Origin of the sequence: Streptomyces sp. NPDC000151 (assembly GCF_040301705.1) — a bacterium.
In the GTDB taxonomy this organism is placed as follows: Bacteria; Actinomycetota; Actinomycetes; order Streptomycetales; family Streptomycetaceae; genus Streptomyces.
Genome location: NZ_JBEPFC010000043.1, coordinates 24,167 through 47,002, shown reverse-complemented (window position 1 = coordinate 47,002; position 22,836 = coordinate 24,167). Strand labels below are relative to the sequence as shown.

Genomic DNA, 22,836 nt, shown 5'->3' with positions numbered 1-22,836 from the left:
GTCGGTGCGCCCGCAGGTGGCGGCTTCGGCGGCGGAGGCGGCGGTGGTTACGGCGGTGGCGGCGCCCCGGCCGGACCCCCGCAGCAGGCCGCGGCACCGGCCCCGCCCGCGCAGGGCGCACCCGACCAGCATGGGAGCGCGGGCGGCGGTCAGGGCGCGCAGCGCGCCCGGCAGGCCGTGGCCTCGGCCGGTGCCCAGCAGGCGCAGGCTCCGGCCGCCGAGCCCGCGTACCGCGAGCCCGAGCCCCCGCCCTTCTCGATCGAGGAGGACATGCCGGCCGAGGACGACGCCGACCTCGTCGACTCCGCCCTCAGCGGCTACGACCTCATCGTCCGCGAGCTCGGCGCGACGGTCATAGAGGAGTACAACAACGAGTGAGTCCGCGGCGGGGGCCGGGGGGAACGGAAAGTGAAGATCAACCCGCTGTATGTCGCTTTCCGTAATCGCCGCAGGCTCGTGGCGGCCCGGAGGAGACGTACATCCGTACTCCTTCCTGCGGCGTAGGGCGCAGCGGCCACGGAGCACGTAGGCTCGGGCTACCGCACCCATTTGTAGTCGTACGGCAGGAGTCCGCAGTGATCCCCGGTGGTCAGCCCGATATGCAGCAGCTGCTTCAGCAGGCCCAGAAGATGCAGCAGGACCTCGCGGCGGCCCAGCAGGAGCTGGCGCAGACGCCCGTGTCGGGGTCGGCGGGCGGTGGGCTCGTCAAGGCGACCGTGACCGGCGCCGGCGAGCTGAAGGGCCTGGAGATCGACCCGAAGGCGGTGGACCCGGAGGCGGCGACGCCCGAGGAGACGGCCGAGACCCTCGCGGATCTCGTCATCGCCGCCGTTCAGGACGCCAACGCCGCGGCGCAGAAGCTGCAGCAGGACAAGCTGGGCCCGCTCGCGCAGGGCCTCGGCGGCGGCAGCGGCATCCCCGGCCTCCCCTTCTGATCGGTACCCGGCCATCCGGTCGGTAGCCGGCCAGGAGACTCCGAACGACGGACTCCCCTTCGGCGGGGAGGCCAACTAGCGTACGGAGCAGGCGGACAGGACCACCGGAGACCAGGACCACCGGAGACAGGACCGGGGCCCGGGCGAGGGACAAGGACAAGGGAGAGAGCGTTCCGTGTACGAAGGCGTGGTTCAGGACCTGATCGACGAGCTGGGGCGGCTGCCCGGCGTCGGTCCCAAGAGCGCGCAGCGGATCGCCTTCCACATCCTCCAGGCCGAGCCGACCGACGTCCGCCGGCTGGCGAACGCGCTGATGGAGGTCAAGGCGAAGGTCCGGTTCTGCGCCGTGTGCGGCAATGTCGCGCAGAACGAGCAGTGCCAGGTCTGCCGTGACCCGCGCCGCGACCCCGCGGTCATCTGCGTGGTCGAGGAGCCCAAGGACGTCGTCGCGATCGAGCGGACGCGGGAGTTCCGCGGCCGGTATCACGTACTGGGCGGGGCGATCAGCCCCATCGAGGGCGTGGGCCCGGACGACCTGCGGATACGGGAGCTGCTGGCCCGGCTCGCCGACGGCACGGTCACCGAGCTGATCCTGGCCACCGACCCGAACCTGGAAGGCGAGGCCACCGCCACGTACCTCGCGCGCATGATCAAGCCCATGGGGCTGAAGGTGACGCGTCTGGCCAGCGGACTGCCGGTCGGGGGCGATCTGGAGTATGCCGACGAGGTCACGCTCGGGCGGGCCTTCGAAGGACGGAGACTTCTCGATGTCTGATCCCACGTTGCACAACGCCACGCAGAACCCGGACGACTTCGCCGTACAGATCTCCGACTCGATCGAGAGCTTCATCGTCGCGGTCACGGAAGTGGCGCGCGGCGACGAGCCGGACAGCGCGGTGCCCTTCCTGCTGCTGGAGATCTCACAGCTGCTGCTCACCGGCGGCCGGCTGGGCGCGCACGAGGACATCGTCCCGCAGGACCGGTACGAGCCGGACATCGGCCCGGAGCCGGACGTGGACGAGCTGCGCGAGCGGTTCGCGACGCTGCTGGACCCGGTGGACGTGTACAACGAGCTGTTCGACCCGTACGTACCGCGCAGCGCGCCCGTGGCCTGCCGGATCTCCGACGACCTCGCCGGCATCGTGACCGACCTGCGGCACGGCCTCGCGCACTACCGGGCCGGGCGGATCAGCGAGGCCCTGTGGTGGTGGCAGTTCTCGTACCTGTCGAACTGGGGCCCGACGGCGAGCGCCACGCTGCGCGCCCTGCAGTCGCTGGTCGCGCACGTACGCCTGGACCAGCCGCTGGACGAGCTGGACGGTCTGGACACCGACAGCGGTGCCGACGGCGAGGAGAACCTGGAGGAAGAGGCCGGGAAGGTCATGGCGGCGGAGATCGCCGGACCGCTGGGCCTGCACCAGGCGTGAGGGCGGCTACAGCGAGTACGGCTGCTACGGCGAGTACGGCTGTTACAGCGGGTACGGCGGGTCGCTCGGCGGCGTGAGCCACCTGGCGTGCCCCTGTACGCCCCGCCGTAACACCGCACGCCCTGTGACCTGGCTTACGTTTCCGGGTCGTTTCCGTGTGCTCCCGGCCGGAGCGGGCAGGTGGCCTGCCGAGCGGGCGCGACGGTGCGCCACGCCGGCCATTTCGGGAGATACTCGGAAGAAGGACACGGGACGTCTCGTACCGGGTCAGAGCGGTGGACGCTGAGGTCGGTCGTCGAAGGGCGATCCCGACCGGCACGTCGACCGTTTCGATCAGGTAGCGAGCAATGTGTCTCACGATGTGGTATTGGCGAGGCGGATTCCGCCTGCTCGATAGACTGAGCCGACCGCATGGCCCCTGTACAGGGGTCCGGAAACGCCCGCAGACCTGCGGAACCCGCAGGGACCCGGGCTTCCGACAGACAGTTGCGAGGAGCGAGCACACGTGGGCCTTGTCGTGCAGAAGTACGGCGGCTCATCCGTTGCGGATGCCGAGGGCATCAAGCGCGTTGCCAAGCGAGTCGTCGAAGCCAAGAAGAACGGCAACCAGGTTGTCGTGGTGGTTTCGGCGATGGGCGACACGACGGACGAGCTGATCGATCTCGCTGGGGAGGTTTCCCCGCTGCCTTCGGGCCGCGAGTTCGACATGCTGCTGACCGCCGGAGAGCGGATCTCCATGGCCCTGCTGGCGATGGCGATCAAAAACCTCGGACACGAGGCGCAGTCCTTCACGGGCAGCCAGGCCGGCGTCATAACGGACTCCGTGCACAACAAGGCACGGATCATCGACGTCACGCCGGGCCGGATCAAGACGTCCGTCGACGAGGGCAACATCGCGATCGTCGCCGGCTTCCAGGGTGTGTCCCAGGACAAGAAGGACATCACCACCCTGGGCCGCGGTGGCTCGGACACGACCGCCGTCGCGCTGGCCGCCGCGCTGGACGCGGACGTCTGCGAGATCTACACCGACGTCGACGGTGTCTTCACCGCCGACCCGCGGGTCGTGAAGAAGGCCCGCAAGATCGACTGGATCTCGTTCGAGGACATGCTGGAGCTGGCCAGCTCCGGATCCAAGGTGCTGCTGCACCGCTGCGTCGAGTACGCACGCCGTTACAACATCCCGATCCACGTCCGGTCCTCGTTCTCGGGGCTCAAGGGCACGTGGGTCAGCAACGAACCGCAAGGGGACCAGCCGATGGAGCAGGCGATCATCTCGGGCGTCGCGCACGACACCTCCGAGGCGAAGGTCACGGTCGTCGGCGTACCGGACAAGCCGGGCGAGGCCGCGACGATCTTCCGCGCCATCGCGGACGCCGAGATCAACATCGACATGGTCGTGCAGAACGTCTCGGCCGCGTCGACGGGCCTGACCGACATCTCCTTCACGCTGCCGAAGACCGAGGGCCGCAAGGCCATCGCGGCGCTGGAGAAGACCAAGCCGTCGGTCGGCTTCGACTCGCTGCGCTACGACGACCAGATCGCGAAGATCTCGCTGGTCGGCGCCGGTATGAAGACCAACCCGGGCGTCACGGCGGGCTTCTTCGAGGCGCTGTCGAACGCGGGCGTGAACATCGAGCTCATCTCGACCTCCGAGATCCGCATCTCGGTCGTCACGCGTGCCGATGACGTCAACGAGGCCGTGCAGGCCGTCCACAGCGCGTTCGGTCTCGACACCGATTCCGACGAGGCCGTGGTCTATGGCGGCACCGGACGATGACAACGGCTGATGGGCCGAGGCCGGCGGCCGACGGGCTGCCGGCACCGGCCCATGGGGCGCCGCTCCCGGACAGTGGTCCGGTGGCGGCGGCCCGGGCGGGCCGCGCGGACGACCGTGCGGCCCGCAAGCCGAACCTCGCCGTCGTCGGCGCGACCGGCGCCGTCGGCGGCGTACTGCTCGGCATTCTCTCCGAGCACGCCGACATCTGGGGCGAAGTACGGCTGGTCGCCTCCCCGCGCTCGGCGGGGCGCAAGCTGACCGTACGGGGCGCGGAGACCGAGGTCCTCGCGCTCGCCGAAGAGGTCTTCGACGACATCGACGTCGCGCTCTTCGACGTGCCGGACGAGGTCTCGGCACGCTGGGCGCCGATCGCCGCCGCCAAGGGCGCGGTGGTCGTCGACAACTCCGCCGCCTTCCGGATGGACCCGGACGTCCCGCTGGTCGTGCCGGAGGTCAACGCGCGCGCCGCCCGCGTACGGCCGCGCGGCATCGTCGCCAACCCGAACTGCACGACGCTCTCGATGATCGTCGCGCTGGGCGCGCTGCACGCCGAGTACGGCCTGAGCGAGCTGATCGTCTCCTCGTACCAAGCCGTCTCCGGCGCCGGGAAGGCGGGCGTCGACGCGCTGCGCGGCCAGCTGTCCGCGGTGTCCGGTACGGAGCTGGGGACGACACCCGGGGACGTGCGGCGGACCGTCGGCGACGATCTCGGGCCGTTCCCCGCGCCGGTGGCGCTCAATGTCGTGCCGTGGGCCGGGTCACTCCAGGAGGACGGCTGGTCCTCCGAGGAGCTGAAGGTCCGCAACGAGTCCCGCAAGATCCTCGGACTGCCGGACCTGCGGGTCACCGCGACCTGCGTCCGCGTACCGGTGATCACCACGCACTCGCTGACCGTGCACGCGCGCTTCGAGCGCGAGGTCACGGTGGCCGGGGCGCACGAGATCCTGGCCGCGGCGCCCGGCGTCGTACTGTGCGACGACCCGGGGGAGGGGGAGTTCCCCACGCCCGCCGACGTGGTCGGCACGGATCCGACCTGGGTCGGGCGGGTGCGCAGGTCGCTGGACGACCCGCGCGCGCTCGAACTCTTCGTGTGCGGCGACAACCTCCGCAAGGGCGCCGCGCTGAACACCGCGCAGATCGCCGAGGTGGTCGCGGCGGAGCTGACGGACGGCAGCTGACGGGCGGAAGCTGATGGGCGGGAGCTGACAGGCGAAAGCCGGCGGGCGGAAGCCGGCGGTCAGGGAATACTTGAAGTTCGAAGAACCCACTCCCCAAGAGCCTGCCCGGTGGGTAATAATTCGATGATTACTTGTGAAGGTCCTGTGGGCGGACCATGCGTCCTGGTCCCTTGATCAGGGCCGATGGACCGCTCGGCCATTCGCTCCCCGTCGTGCTGCAACCGCAGCCGCGCGGGGAGCGTCTTTGTCGCCGCCCCTCCTGGGCGTTCGGCACGGCACGGTTCGGCGACGCGCACGCACGGCGTACGGCGAAGGCCTCGAGAGGGGCGCGGCAAGTACGTAAAACGCCCTTATGGGCAAGGGCAATACGGGGCATCGGGGAAGAGCTGGTACGCATGAGGGCATTCAACGCATCGCCAAAAACGGTGCCTTGCGCGTACAACCCTGACGGGGGGAAGCGTGTCCAACAGGCGTGGCAGAAGTACTCGGCATTGCAATCGGCCCTGGGAGCGCGGGCGGCGCGGCTGTGGCGCGGCCGTCGCGTACTCGCATCCCCGGTGGCATGCCGGTGATCGCCCCCTGGCCCGCCGCGCGTCCCACGCAGGCACCGTCCCAGCACGGGAACGCTGACGACGCGATGGCAGCGGGCACGACAGTCGACCACCTCACCGAGACCTACAGAGCGCACTACCGCTCCCTGCTCGGTCTCGCCGCGCTGCTCCTGGACGACACCGCGTCCTGCGAGGACGTCGTCCAGGAGGCGTTCATCCGCGTGCACTCCGCGCGCGGTCGCGTACGCGAACCCGAGAAGACCCTCGCCTATCTGCGGCAGACGGTCGTCAACCTCTCCCGCTCCGCACTGCGCCGCCGCATCCTCGGGCTGAAGCTGCTCTCCAAGCCGATGCCCGACATGGCGAGCGCCGAAGAGGGCGCGTACGAACAGCTGGAACGGGACCAATTGATCAAGGCGATGCGCGGTCTGCAGCGGCGCCAGCGCGAAGTCCTCGTGCTGCGCTACTTCGCCGACATGACCGAGGCGCAGGTCGCCGAGACGCTGGGCATATCGCTCGGCTCGGTGAAGGCGTACGGCTCACGGGGTATCGCGGCGCTGCGCGTCGCCATGGAGGCTCCGGCATGACCAGCAAGCAGCACGGCCCGCACGAGCCCGCATCGGAAGGCTCACCGGGCCAGCACGGAACGGCGCGCCCGGAGAACGGGCCGCCGGAGCGGGAAACGCACGGCGGGGACGGACGGTCGCGGCGGGAAGCGCACGGCGAGGACGGGCAGTCGCAGCGGGAAGCGCACGGAGCTTCGGCTTCGCCGCCGGATGACAACGGTGCCATGAACAGTGCCATGGGAGACGGCGGGCGTGGCGGGCCCGACGCCGACGGCGGCTTCGGTGAGCCCGACCTTGGTGAGGCTGGGTCCGACGGGACCGGGCTCGGCGGGACCGGGCTCGGCGGGGCCGGCTTCGGTGGCGGTGGTTCCGGAGGCGGTGGCGAGGACGAGCTGCGGAATCTCCTGCAGTCCGCCGTCCAGGACCTGGCACCGTCCCCCGACTCCCTCGAAACGCTCCGCCGCGCGGTACCGGCCCGGCGCAGGCGCCGCCGGCACGCCGTGGTCGGCGCGGCCGCCGTACTGCTCCTCGGCGGTACGGCCATGCCCGCCATGCTGCACGTCGCCAACGGCGGAGACGATGCCATCGACCGCCGCGCCAACGCCGCCAGCAGCTCCGAGGCGCACGTCACCACCGGCGGCACCAAGGGCGGCACGAGCCGACGGCACAGCGACCGCCCGGCCGGCAAGGACGGCAAGAAGACCGACAAGGACGGCAAGCGGACCGGTAAGGACGAGGGCAAGGCCAAGGACGGCAGGGCCGAGGAGCCCGGCGGCCCCGCCGCCGACCCGACCGCGACGATGGACGTCACCTCGCCCACCTGCCTGCGCGCCCAGCTCGGCAGCGGCAGCGGCAGCCTCGGCACGCCCGACGCCGAAGGCCGCGTCTACGGCGCCCTGCGGATCGTCAACACCTCCACCGCGACCTGCTCGGTCGACGGCGGCGGCAGCGTGATCGCCGTCGCCCAGGGCAGCGCCGACCCGACCCGCGTGCAGGTCGTCGACCACACGGCGGGCGACGCCGCGCCGGGCCTGCCGGACCCGGCCGTCGCCCCCGACCAGATCGTGCTGAAGCCCGGCCAGGCGTACGAAGTGAAGTTCGCCTGGATCCCGGCGGAGGGCGGCGGGCCTTCGGGCTGCGCGGCGCCCGGTACGCCGACGCCCGGCAGCTCCGAGGGGGCGGGCTCCGGCGAGCCGGCGAACCCCTCCTCGGCCGACGGCAGCGGCGACCAGGCGGGCGGCGGCAGCGAGGGGCCGGCGGACGGCGGTACGCAAACGGCCAGCGTGGCGGTCAGCCACACCCCGGAGGCCGGCGAGCCGTCGGCCGCGGCCACCACGATCAACGACGCGTGCGCCGGGACGGTGTACCGCACGGGCCCGCTGCCGGGGCAGTAGGGCCGCTGCCGGGCGGCAGGACCGTCGTTCGGGGAGCGGGGCGGTACTGGGTCAGGTACGGGCCCGCCGTCCGGGTACGAGGCACGTGCCCGTACCTTTGATGGTGTGTACCGGTTCCTGCTCACCCCGCGATGGTGGGGAATCAACGTCTTCGTCCTGCTGGCGATCCCCGTGTGCGTCTTCATGGGCAGCTGGCAGCTGAGCCGCTTCGAGGACCGCGTCGACACGCACCAGCAGCAGGAACACCAGGCGGCCGACGCCAAGACCGCGGCCGCCCGCCCGCTGACCCGGCTGCTGCCCGTCGACAAGAACACCTCCGGCCGGCGCGCCACCGCGACCGGGCACTACGACACCGGCCACCAGCTGCTCGTCCCCGGCCGGCAGCTCGGCGAGCGCACCGGTTTCTACGTACTGACGCTGCTGCGCACGGACGGCGGCAAGGCGCTGCCCGTCGTACGCGGCTGGCTGCCGGGCGACGCGGACGCGAAGGCCGATACGGCGAAGGTACCGGCGCCGCCGCATGGCGAGGTGACCGTCACCGGCGCGCTGCAGGCGTCGGAGAACCAGGGCACGGACGGCGTACAGACCGGCGGCGGCCTGCCGCAGGGACAGCTCGGCATGATCAGCGCGGCGTCGCTGGTCAACATCGTGCCGTACGACGTGTACGACGCCTGGATCACGGTCTCTCACGCCCAGGGGCCGATGAAGGCCGTGCCGCCGGCCGCGGCCGAGGGCAGCGGACTCGACCTCAAGGCGTTCCAGAACCTCGGCTACACCGGCGAGTGGTTCGTCTTCGCGGGCTTCGTGCTCTTCATGTGGTTCCGCCTCTTCCGCCGCGAGTCCGAAGCGGCCCGCGACGCGGCACTGGGCATCCCGACGGAGGGACTGGGAGCGGGGCAGGGGCCTGGAGCGGGGCCGGCGGCCGAGGCTGAGCCGGGAGCTGAGCCCGGATCGGCGGCTGAGCCGGGATCGGCGGCTGAGCCGGGGTCGGGCAGCGTTCCTGAGTCCGGTGCTGAGCCGAAGGTCCGTTCCGGCTCTTGAGGGGCGGCCCGGCGGGCGGCTGCCCGGCCGGCTCGGTTGGAGCGCTTCCCGGGGGCCTCCCCCCCCCGCCCCCCGCCCCCTCCCCCCTCCCCGGCCCTCAGATAATGGTCATACGTCTCCCAGGTAGCGGCGGGCGAAGTCCAGTTCCAGGCGGAGCTGCTTGATGCGTTCCTCCACGACCAGGGAGCCGTGGCCCGCGTCGTAGCGGTAGACCTCGTGCGGGTGGTCGCGGTCCTTGAGGCGGTCGACGTAGTTCTCCACCTGGCGGATGGGGCAGCGCGGGTCGTTCACCCCGGCGGAGATGTAGACCGGCGCGCGGACCGCGTCGACGTACGTCAGCGGGGACGAGGCCTCGAAGCGCTCCGGCACCTCCTCCGGCGTGCCGCCGAGGAGCGTGCGGTCCATCGCCTTCAGCGCCTCCATCTCGTCGTGGTACGCCGTGACGTAGTCCGCGACGGGGACCGCGGCCAGGCCCAGCGCCCAGGAATCCGGCTGCGTGCCGAGGCCGAGGAGCGTCAGGTACCCACCCCAGGAGCCGCCGGAGAGAACGAGCTTGCGCGGGTCGGCGAGGCCGGACTCCACCGCCCAGTCGCGGACCGCGGCGATGTCCTCCAGCTCGATCAGGCCGACGCGGTGCTTGAGCGCGTCCGTCCACTCCCGGCCGTAACCCGTCGAGCCGCGGTAGTTGACCCGCACGACCGCGAAGCCGTGGTCCACCCAGGCGGCCGGCGCCGAGGCGAAGGCGTCGCTGTCGTGCCAGGTCGGGCCGCCGTGGATGTCGAACACGGTCGGGAACGGGCCCTCGCCTGCCGGCTTCTGGATCAGCGCGTGGATGCGGCCGCCCGGCCCTTCGACCCAGATGTCGGTCACCGGGACAGAGCCGGGGGCCTTCATCCCGGGCGGGTCGAGCACGACCGCGCCGCTCGTGGAGCGCACCTCCGGGGGCTGCGCCGCGGAGGACCACAGGAACTCCACCGTGCCGTCGGGGCGGGCCGTCGCTCCCGAGACGGTGCCCGTCGGGGTCTCGACGCGGGTCAGCTCGCCGTCCTCGGGCACGTACCGCCACAGCTCGCCGCGGGCCTGGAACTCGTGCTCCACCAGCAGGGCCGAGCCGTCCGGATACCAGTCGGCGCCGACGTCGCCGGGCAGCTCTATGGCGAGCGCGGTCTCCTCGCCGGTCAGCGGATTCCAGATCATCGGCTCCCAGCGGCCGCGGCGCTGGTGTCCGACCAGCAGCCGGGCGTCGCCGTCGACCGGGGCGAAGCCCATCACCGACAGGCCCAGCTCCTCGGTGCCGCCCTTGGTGTCGTCCAGCTCGGCGACGGTGGAGCCGTCGGGGCGCACGACGCGGATCGCGGAGTGCATCGCGTCACCGTGCTCGGTGTGCTCGACGGCGATCAGCGAGCCGTCGTGGGAGAGGGCGCCGACGCCGGCCGACTCGCGGTGGCGGTAGATCTCCACCGGGTCCTGGCCGGGCCGGACGACATGGATCGTCGAGCCCTCCTCGTCGGTGGAGCGGCCGATGACGGCGGTGCCGTCGCGGCCGAGGGCGAGTCCGCCGGGGTAGGAGGGGGCAAGACCGGGCGCGGCCGGCTCGTCCTCGCCGCCGCCGAACGGCTGGCGCATCCAGACGCCGAACTCGTCGCCGTCCGTGTCCGAGAACCACCAGATCCACTCGCCGTCGGGGGTGAGCGTCCCGTCCGTCGTGCCGTTCGGCCGGTCCGTGACCTGGCGCTGCGCACCACTGGCCCGGTCCCACGTGTACAGCTCGAAGGTGCCGGTGGCGTTCGACACGAACAGGGAGCGCGCGGGGGCGTCCTCGGCCCACTCGGGAAGGCCGACGCGCGGGGCCCGGAAGCGCTTCTCCCAGTCCGGCATGGACTCGGTGATGGCAGTGGTCTCGTCAGTCATGCGACCCATTCTGCGCCCGGCGGGGCACATCGCGTCGGGCCGCCCGCTCGCCTGTGGAAAACTTTCGTCACGGGCATGTCAGCGGTGGGGTTGGCAGTGTTTTCCCGATGTCGTCGGGGACCCGTCCGCAGCACCGCCAAAGGCCCATCCGCAACGCCGTCGGCGATGCGTCCGCGGTCCCGTCAGGAGGCGGCCGCCGGGGCGCCGCGTCCTGCCAGTAGAGTGCGGCTCCGAACCCGCTCGACCTCCGAGGTAGCCGGCTGTGACCCCCGCCACGTCCCCACCCCCCACGCCACCGGCCGTGACCGTCGTCGGGATCGGAGCGGACGGGTGGGGCGGTATTCCGTCCGCTTCGCAGACCGTGCTGCGGGACGCGGACGTCGTCATCGGCGGGCCGCGCCAACTCGCCCTGCTACCCGCGGAGTGCGCGGGGCGGCGGGTGTCCTGGCCGTCGCCGCTGCGGCCCTCCGTGCCCGGCCTGCTCGCGGCCCATGCGGGGCGGAAGGTCGCGGTGCTGGCCAGCGGCGACCCCATGTTCTACGGCATCGGGCGGACGCTCACCGAAGTGCTCGGCGACGGGGCGGTCGGCACGGACGCGCTGCGCATCATGCCGCACCCCTCCTCCGTCTCCTACGCCTGCGCCCGGCTGGGCTGGCCGGTGGAGGAGACCGAGGTGGTCACGCTCGTCGGGCGGCCGGCCGCGCAGCTGTCCGCCGCCCTGCACGACGGCCGGCGGCTGCTCGTCCTCAGCGCGGGCCCCGGTACCCCCGCCGAGGTCGCCCGGCTGCTGGCGGAGCAGGGCTTCGGGCCGAGCGGGATGCGGGTGCTCGAACAGCTCGGTGGCGAGCGGCAGCGCGTCCTGACCGGCACCGCCGAGGACTGGCCGCACCCGCCGGGGGACGCGCTGAACATCATCGCCCTGGAGTGCCGCCGCGCCCCGGACGCGCTGCGCCTGGGCGCGGTACCCGGACTGCCCGACGACGCGTACGAGCACGACGGGCAGCTGACCAAGCGTCACGTCCGCGCCGCCACCCTCGGGGCGCTCGCACCGGCCCCGGGCGAGCTGCTGTGGGACATCGGCGGCGGCTCCGGTTCGATCGCCATCGAGTGGATGCGGACCCACCGCTCCTGCCGCGCCGTCTGCGTCGAACGCGACTCCGTACGGGCCGAGCGCATCGGGCGCAACGCCGACCGGCTCGGCGTACCGGCCCTACGGGTCGTCACCGGCCCGGCCCCGGACGCCCTGTCCGGCCTGCCGGCACCGGACGCGGTCTTCATCGGCGGCGGGCTGACCCGCCCCGGGCTGCTCGCGGCCTGCTGGGACGCGCTGCCGCCCGGCGGCCGGCTGGTGGCCAACACCGTGACGCTGGAGTCCGAGGCGCTGCTCGCCGACTGGTACCGGAAGCACGGCGGCGAGCTGGTACGGCTGGCCGTCGCGCACGCCGTACCGGTGGGCGGCTTCACCGGGTGGCGGCAGGCCATGCCGGTCACCCAGTGGGCCGTGCGCAAGGACCCCGTAAGCGACGGCCGTTCCCAGGAAGTCGGCCGGCCCGAAGGCACCGACGACTACGAAGCACTCTCAGGAGACGACAGATGACCGTGTACTTCATCGGCGCGGGCCCCGGTGCCGCCGACCTGATCACGGTGCGCGGTGCCCGGACGCTCGCCGCCTGCCAGGTCTGCCTGTACGCGGGCAGCCTCGTACCGCGCGAACTGCTCGCCGAATGCCCGCCGGACGCCCGGCTGGTGGACACCGCGCAGCTGAACCTCGACGAGATCACCGCCGAGGTGATCAGCGCGCACGAGGCCGGGCACGACGTGGCCCGGCTGCACTCCGGCGACCCGTCGGTCTTCTCCGCGGTCGCCGAGCAGATGCGGCGCCTGGACGCGGCCGGTGTGCCCTACGAGGTGGTGCCCGGCGTACCGGCGTTCGCGGCGGCAGCGGCGGCGCTCAAGCGGGAGCTGACCGTGCCCACGGTCGGCCAGACGGTCATCCTCACCCGTATCGCGCAGCAGGCGACCGCGATGCCCGAGGGCGAGGACCTGGCCACCCTGGGGCGCAGCGGTGCCCTTCTGGTGCTGCACCTCGCCGCCCGGTACGCGGACCGGGTCGTCGAAGAGCTGCTGCCGCACTACGGGGCGGACTGCCCCGCCGCGGTGGTCGCGATGGCCAGCCGGCCCGACGAGCTCGTGCTGCGCGGCACCCTGGAGGACATCGCGGACCAGGTGAAGGCGGCGGGGATCGTCCGTACGGCCGTCATCATCGTCGGCCGCACGCTGGGCGCCGAGCAGTTCCGGGACAGCCACCTGTACTCGGCGGAGCGCGACCGTCACGTGTGCTGACGCCCGCGGGCCACGTGTCCCAGGAGGCCGTGCGTCAGCGCACCGTACTGCGCCCCACCACGTTGCCCGCGCGGTCGATGCAGATGACGTCGACCGCCACGGGGGCGCCGCGCAGCACTTCGAGGGCCTGATCGCGGGCGGTGGCCGCCACCAGGTCGCCCAGTGGGACTCCGGCCGCCGCGCACAGTTGGAGCGCGGCGAGGCCGGTGTTGGCGGCCGCGACCTCCGTGGCCAGCGCCTCGTCGGCGCCGCCCTGCCGGGCCAGCCCGGCCAGGAAGCCCTTGTCGACCTGGGAGCGGGCGGAGTGCAGGTCCAGGTGGCCGGCGGCCAGCTTGGAGAGCTTGGCGAAGCCGCCGCAGATCGTGAGCCGGTCGACCGGGTGCCGGCGGATGTACTTCAGTACCGCGCCCGCGAAGTCGCCCATGTCCAGGAGGGCGTCCTCGGGCAGGCCGTACTCGGCCACCACGGTCTTCTCGGACGTCGAGCCGGTGCAGCCGGCCACGTGCGTACGGCCGGCCGCCCTGGCCACGTCCACGCCGCGCCGGATCGAGTCGATCCAGGCCGAGCACGAGTACGGCACGACGATGCCGGTCGTCCCGAGGATGGACAGGCCGCCCAGGATGCCGAGCCGCGGGTTCCAGGTGGAGCGGGCGATCTCCTCGCCGTGGTCGACCGAGACGGTGAGCTCGACGTCCGGCTCGCCGCCCCCGTGGCGCGCGGCGACCTGGGCAAGGTGGTCGCGCATCATCTGGCGCGGTACCGGGTTGATGGCCGGCTCGCCGACGTCGAGGGGGAGGCCGGGGCGGGTCACCGTCCCCACGCCCGGTCCGGCCTTGAAGACCACGCCGGAGCCGGGCGGCAGGGCGCGTGCGGTGACGCGGACCAGCGCGCCGTGCGTGACGTCGGGGTCGTCGCCGGCGTCCTTGACCACGCCGGCCGTCGCCCGGCGCCCCGACGGCCCCCCAGGCGCCTTCCCGGGCCGGTCCTCGGTCAGCTCCTCCACCGCCAGCGCGAAGGCGGGCGTCTGCCCCTTGGGCAGCGTGATCGTCACCGGGTCGGGGAAGTCGCCGCTCAGCAGCGCGGTGTACGCGGCGGTGGCCGCCGCCGTCGCGCAGGCGCCGGTCGTCCAGCCGGGCCGCAGACCGGTGTGCTTGAGTTGGGCGCTGCGCCCGCCACTCGCCTCACTCATGGAAGGTCCCGATGCACGCCGCGACGCACGTACTGATACTCGGCGGGACGACGGAGGCCCGCCGTCTCGCCGCGGCGCTGGCCGACGGCCCGCAGGCCGGCGACGTACGCGTGACGACCTCGCTCGCGGGCCGTGTCGCCCGCCCTGTGCTGCCGCCGGGCGAGGTCCGCATCGGCGGCTTCGGGGGTGCGCAGGGGCTGGCCCAGTGGCTGCGCGCGCACCAGGTGGACGTGCTCATCGACGCCACCCATCCTTTCGCCGGAACGATCAGTTTCAACGCGGCGACGGCCGCAGACATGGCCCATGTTCCCCTGCTGGCGCTGCGCCGTCCCGGCTGGGCCCCCGGGGACGGCGACGACTGGCACTCGGCCGGCTCGCTCCAGGAGGCCGCGGCGCTCCTCCCGGACCTGGGCCGGCGGGTCTTCCTCACCACGGGCCGGATGGGCCTGGCCGCCTTCGCGGACCTGGCCGACCTGTGGTTCCTCATGCGGTCCGTGGACGCGCCCGAGGGCCCGTGCCCGCCGCGCATGGAGGTGCTGCTCGACCGCGGCCCGTTCACCCTCGACGGGGAACGGGCGCTGCTGCGCGCGCACCGGATCGACGTGGTGGTCACCAAGGACAGCGGGGGAGCGGCCACCGCGCCCAAGCTCACGGCCGCCCGCGAGGCCGGCGTCCCGGTGGTCGTCGTCCGCCGCCCGGCGGCCCCGGCCGGCGTCCCCGTCGCGGACGGCCCGGAACAGGCCGTCCGCTGGCTGGCGGAGCACCTGGGCGGCGCGTTCCGCACGGAGGCGTGACCCCGGGGGCGCCACCCGAAAAACAGCCGCTGTCCCCGAAGGGCAGCCGTCGCTCCCGAAAGGCAGCCGCCGCCCCCGAAGCCCGGCTCAGTCCTCCGGGTACCGCCGCGGAGTCCAGACGATCTGTTCGCCGTTCTCGCGCCGTACGGTCTGCGTCTGCGAGGAGCCGACGATCAGAAGCGTGCGCATGTCGACCTCGGCCGGGTCCAGGTCGGCCAGCCGTACGATGCGGACGCTCTCCTCGGGGCCGCCGATGTCCCGGCCGAGCACCACCGGGGTGTCCGGCGCGCGGTGCTCCAGGAGCAGCTCGCGGGCCTTGCCCACCTGCCAGGTCCGGCTGCGCGAACCGGGGTTGTACAGGGCCAGGACCAGATCCGCCGCGGCCGCGGCGGCCAGCCGCTCGGCGATCACCTCCCACGGCTTGAGCCGGTCCGAGAGGGAGATCGTGGCGTAGTCGTGGCCGAGCGGAGCGCCCGCGCGGGCGGCCGCCGCGTTCGCCGCGGTCACGCCCGGCAGCACCCGTACGGGCACGTCCGCGTACGCCTCCTGCGCCGCCACCTCCAGCACGGCGGTGGCCATCGCGAACACCCCGGGATCGCCGCCGGAGACGACGGCCACCCGCCGCCCCCGCCGCGCCAGGTCCAGCGCGAACTCCGCGCGCTCGGACTCGACCTTGTTGTCCGAGCCGTGCCGCTCCTGCCCTGCCCGGACCGGCACCCGGTCCAGGTAGGTCGTGTAGCCGACCAGGTCGGTGGCGTTGTCGAGGGCGCCGCGCGACTCGGGCGTCAGCCAGGGCGCCCCGGCAGGGCCGGTGCCGACGACCGTCACCTCGCCGTACTCAGGGACCGCGGGCCCGGTGTCCACGCGCGACGGCAGTACGGCCACCGAGAAGTACGGCACCGAATCCGGGTCCACGTCCGCCAGCGCAGCCGTGCGCTCGCCGTCCATGTACGCGCGCTCCACGTACCGTGCGTCCGCCAGCCGCCCCGTGCGCTCCAGGGCGCGGCGCACGGTCGGGAAGGTGCGGCCGAGCTTCATCACGACAGCCGAGTCCGCGGCGGCCAGCCGGGCCGTCAGCTCGTCCTCGGGCAGCGTGCCCGGCACGATCGTCAGCGTCTCCTCGGCCTCGACGAGCGGTTCACCGAGCCGGGCCGCGGCCGCGCTGACCGAGGTGATCCCGGGGACGACCTCGGTGGGGTAGCGGTGCGCGAGCCGCTTGTGCATGTGCTGGTACGAGCCGTAGAAGAGCGGGTCGCCCTCGGCGAGGACGGCGACCGTGCGGCCCGCGTCGAGGTGCGCCGCCAGCCGGGCGGCGGCCTCCTCGTAGAAGTCGTTCAGCGCGCCCCGGTAGCCGCCGGGGTGGTCCGTCGTCTCGACCGTGACCGGGTAGCGCAGCAGCTCCTCGATGTGGTCGGGGCGCAGGTGCCGCTCGGCGATCGCCCGGGCGCGGGACCGGCCGTGCCGGGCGCTGTGGTACGCCACCACGTCCGCCTCCGCGATGGCCTCGACGGCCCGCAGGGTCATCAGCGACGGGTCGCCGGGGCCCAGCCCGACCCCGTACAGCTTCCCGGTGCCGCCGCTGTTCAGAGGAGCGGCGCCGCTCTCCGTGGGGGTGCTCATTCCGCGGTGCTCGCAATCGCGTTGACGGCGGACGCGGCCATCGCGCTGCCGCCGCGACGGCCCCGCACCACCAGGTAGTCCAGGCCCAGCGTGTTCGCCGCGAGGGCGTCCTTCGACTCGGCCGCGCCGATGAAGCCCACCGGTATGCCGAGGACGGCCGCCGGGCGCGGCGCGCCCTCCGCGACCATCTCCAGCAGCCGGAACAGGGCGGTCGGCGCGTTGCCCACGGCCACCACCGAGCCCTCCAGCAGGCCGCGGTCGCGCCAGAGCTCCAGCGCGGCGGCGCTGCGCGTGGTGCCCAGCTTCTCGGCCAGTTCGGGCACGCCCGGCTCCGAGAGGGTGCACACCACGGCGTTGTCGGCGGGCAGCCGCTTGCGGGTGACCCCGCTGGCGACCATCTGCGCGTCGCACAGAATGGGCGCGCCGGCGTGCAGCGCCTTACGGGCGCGGGCCACCACGTCCGGGGAGTACCCGAGGTCGCGGACGAGATCGGTCATGCCGCAGGCGTGGATCATCCGGACCGCGACCTGGGAGACGTCCGCGGGCAGCCCCGCGAGGTCCGCCTCCGCGCGGATGGTGGCAAAGGACTGGCGGTAGATCTCCGCCCCGTCCTTCTCGTAGTCGAACACGGTGCTCTCGCTCATCTCGTCGCTGTGGTCGCTGTGGTCGCTGTGGTCGTGCGCGCTGCCGCCACGGCGACGGCAAGATCCGGTACATCGGAAGTGCCCGGCGCATCGGGAGGAACCGGTGCATCAGAAAGGACCGGTGCATCACCTAGGTCCGGTACATCAGATACACCTGAAGACACGTTCATGTCTGCGGCGTCGCTCACGACAGTACGCAGAGCCACTTCGCGCGCCGCGACCCGGTACCCGTCGACCTCGTAGCCCTCGGGGGTGGCGACCACGTCCACCCAGTGGCCCTGCGGGTGACCGCAGCGGCGCGCACAGCCCGACCAGTACACGGGCAGCCCGCCGCCCGTCCCGAGCGCCGTCGCGGCGTCCGCCCGCACGTCGGCCAGCGACTTGGCGCAGCCGGGGCGGCCGATGCAGGCGCCGACGCCGTGCCAGGGGGAGGCGGCGTCGGTGATCAGGCCGGCCGCCGCCAGGTCGCGCAGCCGGGCGTCGGCGGTGGGGCCGTCGAGGCCGGGCACGACCACGCCGCGCCACGGGGTCAGCCGTACTTCACCGGCGCCGTCCGCGCGGGCCGCGTCGGCCAGCAGCCGCCACTGGTCGGCGGTCAGGGTGCCGAGGGGGGCGAGGACGGACAGCGCCCGGTGGCCGACGGGGCCGTCGACGATCCCGGGGGCGGGCGCCGCCTCCGTAGGCAGCGAGGCGCTCGCCACATACGTGCAGGGAATGCCGGCCGTCTCCAGTCGGCGGGCCGTCGTGCGCACCAACGGGCCCGCGCCGTCCGGCAGATCGCGCACCCGCCACGTACGGGAGCCGATCTCCGCCGCCGCCTCCAGGAACACCTCGGCCGCGCACAGCGCGCCCCGAGGAGCGTCGGCACCGCGCACCCGAAGGGCGCCGTCCGCCGCCCCCACGTGCAGCAGCGCGTCGCCCCCCGAGGCGATCAATGTCACATCCGCCCCCAGCGCCGCCATGTCCCCGCGCCCGTCGTCCAGCGCGAACAGGAAGCGTCCGGAGAGCGCGGTCGCGGCCTCGCTCGCGCACAACAGGCCGTCCAGGGCGCGCAACCAGGGGCGTACGTCCGCGTGTCCGGCGCCGTCGAGGCCGGACAGCGGGGAGGCGACGACGTTGCGTACCCGTTCGTGGCGGTACGAGGGCAGCAGTCCGGCCGCGTCGAGCAGGCCCGCCAGGGCCGCGCCGCAGTCGCCGTCCAGGCCGCGCAATTGCACATTCCCGCGCGAGGTGAGGTGCAGCGCGCCGTCCCCGAGGCGGACCGCCGCGTCGGCCAGCGCGGCCGCCTGAGGAGCGGTCAGTACGCCGCCGGGCACCCGGACGCGGGCCAGCGCACCGTCGTCCGCCATGTGCAGCCGCAAAGTGCCCGGGCAGGCGTCGGAGCGAACCGGTATGGGGGGTTCGTCCCGAGGTGGAGGGTTGGTCGCCGTGGGCATGGCGGCGAGCATACCGACCCCGTCCCGGGCGTCCGCCCCGCGCTCGGGGAGCGGCCCTTACTATGCTCACGGCGGGCCATCCGGTCCGTCATCATCGCCGGCGACGGCGACAGGGGAGGAAGCCCGGTGCGAATCCGGCGCGGTCCCGCCACTGTGAGCCCGGCCCCAGCGGCCGGGTGAGCCAGGAACTCCCCTTCCCCAGCACTCGGCTCCGCCCGGGCGGGGGAGATCCATTCCGACACCGCCCGGGGCGCGGACCCCGAGGAAGGCCCGACGCCGCATGCTGCATTCGTCCGAGGACAGCGCCCCCGAGCACCGCAGGATCCTGCTCCTGTCGACCTCCGACACCGATCTGCTCAGCGCCCGCGCGGCGAGCGGTCCGGTCGGCTACCGCTTCGCCAACCCCGCCCGGCTGGACCTCGACGAGCTGCCCGGCCTGCTGGACGGCTGCGACCTGGTCGTCGTACGCCTCCTCGGCGGTATCCGCGCCTGGCAGGAGGGCCTGGACCAGCTGCTCGCCGACGGCCGCCCCGTCGTCGTGCTCACCGGCGAACAGGCCCCCGACGCCCAGCTGATGGCCGCCTCGACCGTCCCGGTCGGCATCGCCGCCGAGGCGCACGCCTACCTCGCGCACGGCGGCCCGGCCAACCTGGAGCAGCTGGCCCGCTTCCTCTCCGACACCGTGCTGCTGACCGGCCACGGCTTCGAGCCGCCGGCCGCCGCGCCCTCCTGGGGCCCGCTGGAGCGCACGGCCCGTAAGGACGTCGCCCCGGACGCCCCCACGGTTGCGGTGCTCTACTACCGCGCCCACCACATGAGCGGGAACACCGCCTTCGTGGACGCGCTGTGCGGCGCGATCGAGGACGCGGGCGCCCGCCCGCTGCCGCTGTACGTCGCCTCCCTGCGCGCCCCCGAGCCCGAGCTGATCGACGCGCTGCGCGCCGTCGACGTGATCGTCACCACGGTGCTCGCGGCAGGCGGCACCAAGCCCGCGACGGCCTCGGCCGGCGGCGACGACGAGTCCTGGGACGCGGGGGCCCTCACCGGCCTGGACGTGCCGGTGCTGCAGGCGCTCTGCCTGACCGGTTCGCGCGCCGACTGGGAGGAGAACGACGAGGGCGTCTCGCCGCTGGACGCGGCCAGCCAGATCGCCGTGCCCGAGTTCGACGGCCGCCTGATCACCGTGCCGTTCTCCTTCAAGGAGATCGACGAGGACGGCCTCCCGGCGTACGTCGCCGACCCCGAGCGCGCGTCGCGGGTCGCCGGCATCGCCGTACGCCACGCCCGGCTGCGCCACATCGCGCCCGCCGACAAGCGGGTGGCGCTGGTGCTCTCCGCGTACCCGACCAAGCACTCCCGCATCGGCAACGCGGTCGGCCTGGACACCCCCGCCTCCGCCGTCGAGCTGCTGCGCCGCCTCCGGGAGGAGGGGTACGACTTCGGGCCCGAGGAGGAGATCCCCGGCCTGGTCTCCGGCGACGGCGACGAGCTGATCCGCGCGCTCATCGAGGCCGGCGGCCACGACCAGGACTGGCTCACCGAGGAGCAGCTGGCCCGCAACCCCGTCCGCATCCCGGCCGCCGACTACAAGCGCTGGTACGCGACCCTCCCCGCCGAGCTGCGCAAGTCCGTCGAGGAGCACTGGGGCCCGGCGCCCGGCGAGATGTTCCTCGACCGCAGCCGCAACCCCGAGGGCGACATCGTGCTGGCCGCGCTGCGCCGCGGCAATCTGCTGATCCTCATCCAGCCGCCGCGCGGCTTCGGCGAGAACCCGATCGCGATCTACCACGACCCCGATCTGCCGCCCTCGCACCACTACTTGGCGGCCTACCGCTGGATCGCCGCCGCTGCCGAGGACGGCGGCTTCGGCGCCGACGCCATGATCCACCTGGGCAAGCACGGCAACCTGGAGTGGCTGCCCGGCAAGAACGCGGGTCTCTCCGCGGCCTGCGGCCCGGACGCAGCCCTCGGCGACCTCCCCCTCATCTACCCGTTCCTGGTCAACGACCCGGGCGAGGGCACCCAGGCCAAGCGCCGTGTCCACGCCACCCTCGTCGACCACCTCGTACCGCCGATGGCCCGCGCCGATTCGTACGGCGACATCGCGCGCCTGGAGCAGCTGCTCGACGAGTACGCGCAGATCTCGTCCATGGACCCGGCCAAGCTGCCCGCCATCCGCGCGCAGATCTGGACCCTCATCCAGGCCGCCCGGCTCGACCACGACCTCGGTCTGGAGGACCGCCCGGACGACGACGGCTTCGACGACTTCCTGCTGCACATCGACGGCTGGCTGTGCGAGGTCAAGGACGCCCAGATCCGCGACGGGCTGCACGTACTGGGCGGCGCGCCGGCCGGCGCGCCCCGCGTCGACCTGGTCCTCGCGATCCTGCGCGCCCGGCAGATCTGGGGCGGTACTTCCGCCCTGCCCGGCCTGCGCGAGGCGCTCGGCCTGGACGAGTCCGCGGCCACCCGCACCACCGCCGACGCCGCAGAGGAGCAGGCCCGCACCCTGGTCCAGGCGATGGAGGACGCGGGCTGGGACCCGGCGGCGGTGGCCGACGTGGCCGCCGACCACGGGCAGCAGGTCGCCGACATCCTCGACTTCGCCGCCCGCGAGGTCATCCCGCGCCTCGCCGGCACCACCGCCGAACTCGACCACGTCGTGCACGCCCTGAAGGGCGGCTTCGTGCCGGCGGGCCCCTCCGGCTCGCCGCTGCGCGGCCTGGTCAACGTCCTGCCGACCGGCCGCAACTTCTACTCCGTCGACCCCAAGGCCGTCCCCTCGCGGCTCGCCTGGGAGACCGGACAGGCGCTCGCCGACTCGCTGCTGGAGCGGTACAGGACCGACAACGGCGACTGGCCCACCTCGGTCGGCCTGTCCCTGTGGGGCACGAGCGCGATGCGCACCGCGGGCGACGACGTGGCGGAGGCCCTCGCGCTGCTCGGCGTCCGCCCCGTCTGGGACGACGCCTCGCGCCGCGTGACCGGCCTGGAGCCGGTCCCGCTCGCCGAGCTGGGCCGCCCCCGCATCGACGTCACCCTGCGCATCTCCGGCTTCTTCCGGGACGCCTTCCCGCACACCATCGGCCTGCTGGACGACGCGGTACGCCTGGTGGCCGGCCTCGACGAGCCCGCCGACCAGAACTTCGTACGGGCGCACGCGCAGGCCGACCTCGCCGAGCACGGTGACGAACGCCGCGCCACCACCCGTATCTTCGGCTCCCGCCCGGGGACGTACGGCGCGGGCCTGCTCCAGCTCATCGACTCGCGCGACTGGCGCACCGACGCCGACCTCGCGGAGGTCTACACGGTGTGGGGCGGCTACGCGTACGGCCGCGGCCTGGACGGCTGCTCGGCCCGCGAGGAGATGGAGACGGCGTACAAGCGCATCGCCGTCGCCGCGAAGAACACCGACACCCGCGAGCATGACATCGCGGACTCGGACGACTACTTCCAGTACCACGGCGGCATGGTGGCCACCGTGCGCGCGCTGAAGGGCACGGCACCGGAGGCGTACATCGGCGACTCCACCCGACCGGAGACCGTCCGCACCCGCACCCTGGTCGAGGAGACCTCCCGCGTCTTCCGTGCCCGCGTGGTGAACCCCAAGTGGATCGAGGCGATGCGCCGCCACGGCTACAAGGGCGCCTTCGAACTGGCCGCGACGGTCGACTACCTCTTCGGGTACGACGCGACCACGGGCGTCGTCGCCGACTGGATGTACGACAAGCTCACCCAGGCCTACGTCATGGACCCGGAGAACCGCGCGTTCCTCCAGGAGGCGAACCCCTGGGCGCTGCACGGCATCGCCGAACGGCTCCTGGAGGCGGAGTCGCGCGGCATGTGGGCCGAGCCCGACCCCGCCGCGCTCGAAGCGCTCCGCGAGATCTACCTGGAGACGGAGGGCGACCTGGAGGGCGACGGCTGAGCCCGGCCTCGTCGTATCGTGGGGGAGGGCGCTTCGCCCCTCCCCCACGCCTCCCGTACGCCCCCGCCCGACGCCGGGCGTGCCCGAATACGACAGGTCCCC

At 73.3% G+C, this 22,836-nt stretch carries 17 protein-coding genes, 1 pseudogene and 1 riboswitch; of the genes and pseudogenes, 13 read left to right on the top strand and 5 right to left on the bottom strand.

What is annotated here, in order from left to right; all coding sequences use genetic code 11:
* The 9 genes and pseudogenes from ABT381_RS15245 to ABT381_RS15205 form a co-directional block, all read left to right on the top strand.
* Positions 1–378, top strand: a pseudogene (locus tag ABT381_RS15245) (DNA polymerase III subunit gamma and tau); the annotation flags it as partial.
* Positions 379–575: 197 nt separating this feature from the next.
* Positions 576–935 carry a YbaB/EbfC family nucleoid-associated protein gene (locus tag ABT381_RS15240; protein ID WP_351593301.1) on the top strand — a complete coding sequence of 120 codons (360 nt, stop codon included), beginning with the start codon at positions 576–578 and terminating at the stop codon, positions 933–935.
* Between the two features lie 175 nt (positions 936–1,110).
* Positions 1,111–1,710, top strand: a complete 600-nt coding sequence (recR, locus tag ABT381_RS15235; protein ID WP_351593298.1) for a recombination mediator RecR — start codon at positions 1,111–1,113, stop codon at positions 1,708–1,710.
* Positions 1,703–2,362 (top strand): DUF5063 domain-containing protein, encoded by a 660-nt coding sequence (locus ABT381_RS15230; protein WP_351593296.1) that lies wholly within the window; start codon positions 1,703–1,705, stop codon positions 2,360–2,362. Before recR ends, ABT381_RS15230 begins: the two co-directional genes overlap by 8 nt.
* A 505-nt stretch (positions 2,363–2,867) precedes the next feature.
* Positions 2,868–4,139, top strand: a complete 1,272-nt coding sequence (locus tag ABT381_RS15225) for an aspartate kinase (protein ID WP_351593293.1) — start codon at positions 2,868–2,870, stop codon at positions 4,137–4,139.
* A gap of 80 nt (positions 4,140–4,219) precedes the next feature.
* Positions 4,220–5,317, top strand: a complete 1,098-nt coding sequence (locus ABT381_RS15220) for an aspartate-semialdehyde dehydrogenase (RefSeq protein WP_351593290.1) — start codon at positions 4,220–4,222, stop codon at positions 5,315–5,317.
* 562 nt (positions 5,318–5,879) lie between these two features.
* The gene (locus ABT381_RS15215; RefSeq protein ID WP_351593287.1) at positions 5,880–6,455 is read left to right on the top strand and encodes a SigE family RNA polymerase sigma factor; all 576 of its coding nucleotides are present in this window, start codon (positions 5,880–5,882) and stop codon (positions 6,453–6,455) included.
* Complete coding sequence (locus ABT381_RS15210; protein ID WP_351593284.1) at positions 6,452–7,828, top strand: DUF4232 domain-containing protein; 1,377 nt, start codon at positions 6,452–6,454, stop codon at positions 7,826–7,828. Before ABT381_RS15215 ends, ABT381_RS15210 begins: the two co-directional genes overlap by 4 nt.
* A 105-nt stretch (positions 7,829–7,933) precedes the next feature.
* On the top strand, positions 7,934–8,869 hold the full coding sequence (locus ABT381_RS15205; protein ID WP_351593281.1) for an SURF1 family protein: 936 nt from the start codon (positions 7,934–7,936) through the stop codon (positions 8,867–8,869).
* A 108-nt stretch (positions 8,870–8,977) separates the two neighbouring features.
* Here ABT381_RS15205 and ABT381_RS15200 read toward each other — a convergent pair whose 3' ends face one another.
* A complete protein-coding gene (locus ABT381_RS15200; RefSeq protein WP_351593278.1) occupies positions 8,978–10,780 on the bottom strand; it encodes a S9 family peptidase in 1,803 nt (600 codons plus the stop codon).
* A 262-nt stretch (positions 10,781–11,042) separates the two neighbouring features.
* Between ABT381_RS15200 and cbiE the strand changes: the two genes are divergently transcribed.
* Together cbiE and cobM are read left to right on the top strand one after the other, a co-directional pair.
* Positions 11,043–12,377, top strand: a complete 1,335-nt coding sequence (gene cbiE / locus ABT381_RS15195; RefSeq protein ID WP_351593275.1) for a precorrin-6y C5,15-methyltransferase (decarboxylating) subunit CbiE — start codon at positions 11,043–11,045, stop codon at positions 12,375–12,377.
* Complete coding sequence (gene cobM / locus ABT381_RS15190) at positions 12,374–13,123, top strand: precorrin-4 C(11)-methyltransferase (protein ID WP_351593272.1); 750 nt, start codon at positions 12,374–12,376, stop codon at positions 13,121–13,123. The genes cbiE and cobM overlap by 4 nt, the downstream gene beginning before the upstream one ends.
* Positions 13,124–13,157: 34 nt before the next feature.
* Here the strand turns inward: cobM and ABT381_RS15185 are convergent, their stop codons facing one another.
* Positions 13,158–14,312 (bottom strand): cobalt-precorrin-5B (C(1))-methyltransferase, encoded by a 1,155-nt coding sequence (locus ABT381_RS15185; RefSeq protein WP_351593269.1) that lies wholly within the window; start codon positions 14,310–14,312, stop codon positions 13,158–13,160.
* A gap of 11 nt (positions 14,313–14,323) precedes the next feature.
* Here ABT381_RS15185 and ABT381_RS15180 point away from each other — a divergent pair, with 11 nt between their 5' ends.
* A complete protein-coding gene (locus ABT381_RS15180; protein ID WP_351593266.1) occupies positions 14,324–15,106 on the top strand; it encodes a cobalt-precorrin-6A reductase in 783 nt (260 codons plus the stop codon).
* Positions 15,107–15,193: 87 nt separating this feature from the next.
* On the opposite strand, the gene ABT381_RS15175 is transcribed toward ABT381_RS15180, so the two are convergent.
* From ABT381_RS15175 to cobG, 3 genes are read right to left on the bottom strand one after another with little or no spacing between them, the layout of a single operon-like run.
* Positions 15,194–16,726 carry a precorrin-2 C(20)-methyltransferase gene (locus tag ABT381_RS15175; protein WP_351593264.1) on the bottom strand — a complete coding sequence of 511 codons (1,533 nt, stop codon included), beginning with the start codon at positions 16,724–16,726 and terminating at the stop codon, positions 15,194–15,196.
* Positions 16,723–17,370: a precorrin-8X methylmutase gene (locus ABT381_RS15170; RefSeq protein WP_351593261.1), complete on the bottom strand. Its 648-nt coding sequence runs from the start codon at positions 17,368–17,370 to the stop codon at positions 16,723–16,725. The genes ABT381_RS15175 and ABT381_RS15170 overlap by 4 nt, the downstream gene beginning before the upstream one ends.
* On the bottom strand, positions 17,367–18,818 hold the full coding sequence (cobG, locus tag ABT381_RS15165) for a precorrin-3B synthase (protein WP_351593258.1): 1,452 nt from the start codon (positions 18,816–18,818) through the stop codon (positions 17,367–17,369). Before cobG ends, ABT381_RS15170 begins: the two co-directional genes overlap by 4 nt.
* A gap of 43 nt (positions 18,819–18,861) precedes the next feature.
* A riboswitch (cobalamin riboswitch) is annotated at positions 18,862–19,017 on the top strand.
* Between the two features lie 69 nt (positions 19,018–19,086).
* On the opposite strand from cobG, the gene cobN reads away from it, so the two are divergent.
* Positions 19,087–22,734: a cobaltochelatase subunit CobN gene (gene cobN / locus ABT381_RS15160; protein WP_351593255.1), complete on the top strand. Its 3,648-nt coding sequence runs from the start codon at positions 19,087–19,089 to the stop codon at positions 22,732–22,734.
* The last annotated feature ends 102 nt before the right edge of the window (positions 22,735–22,836 follow it).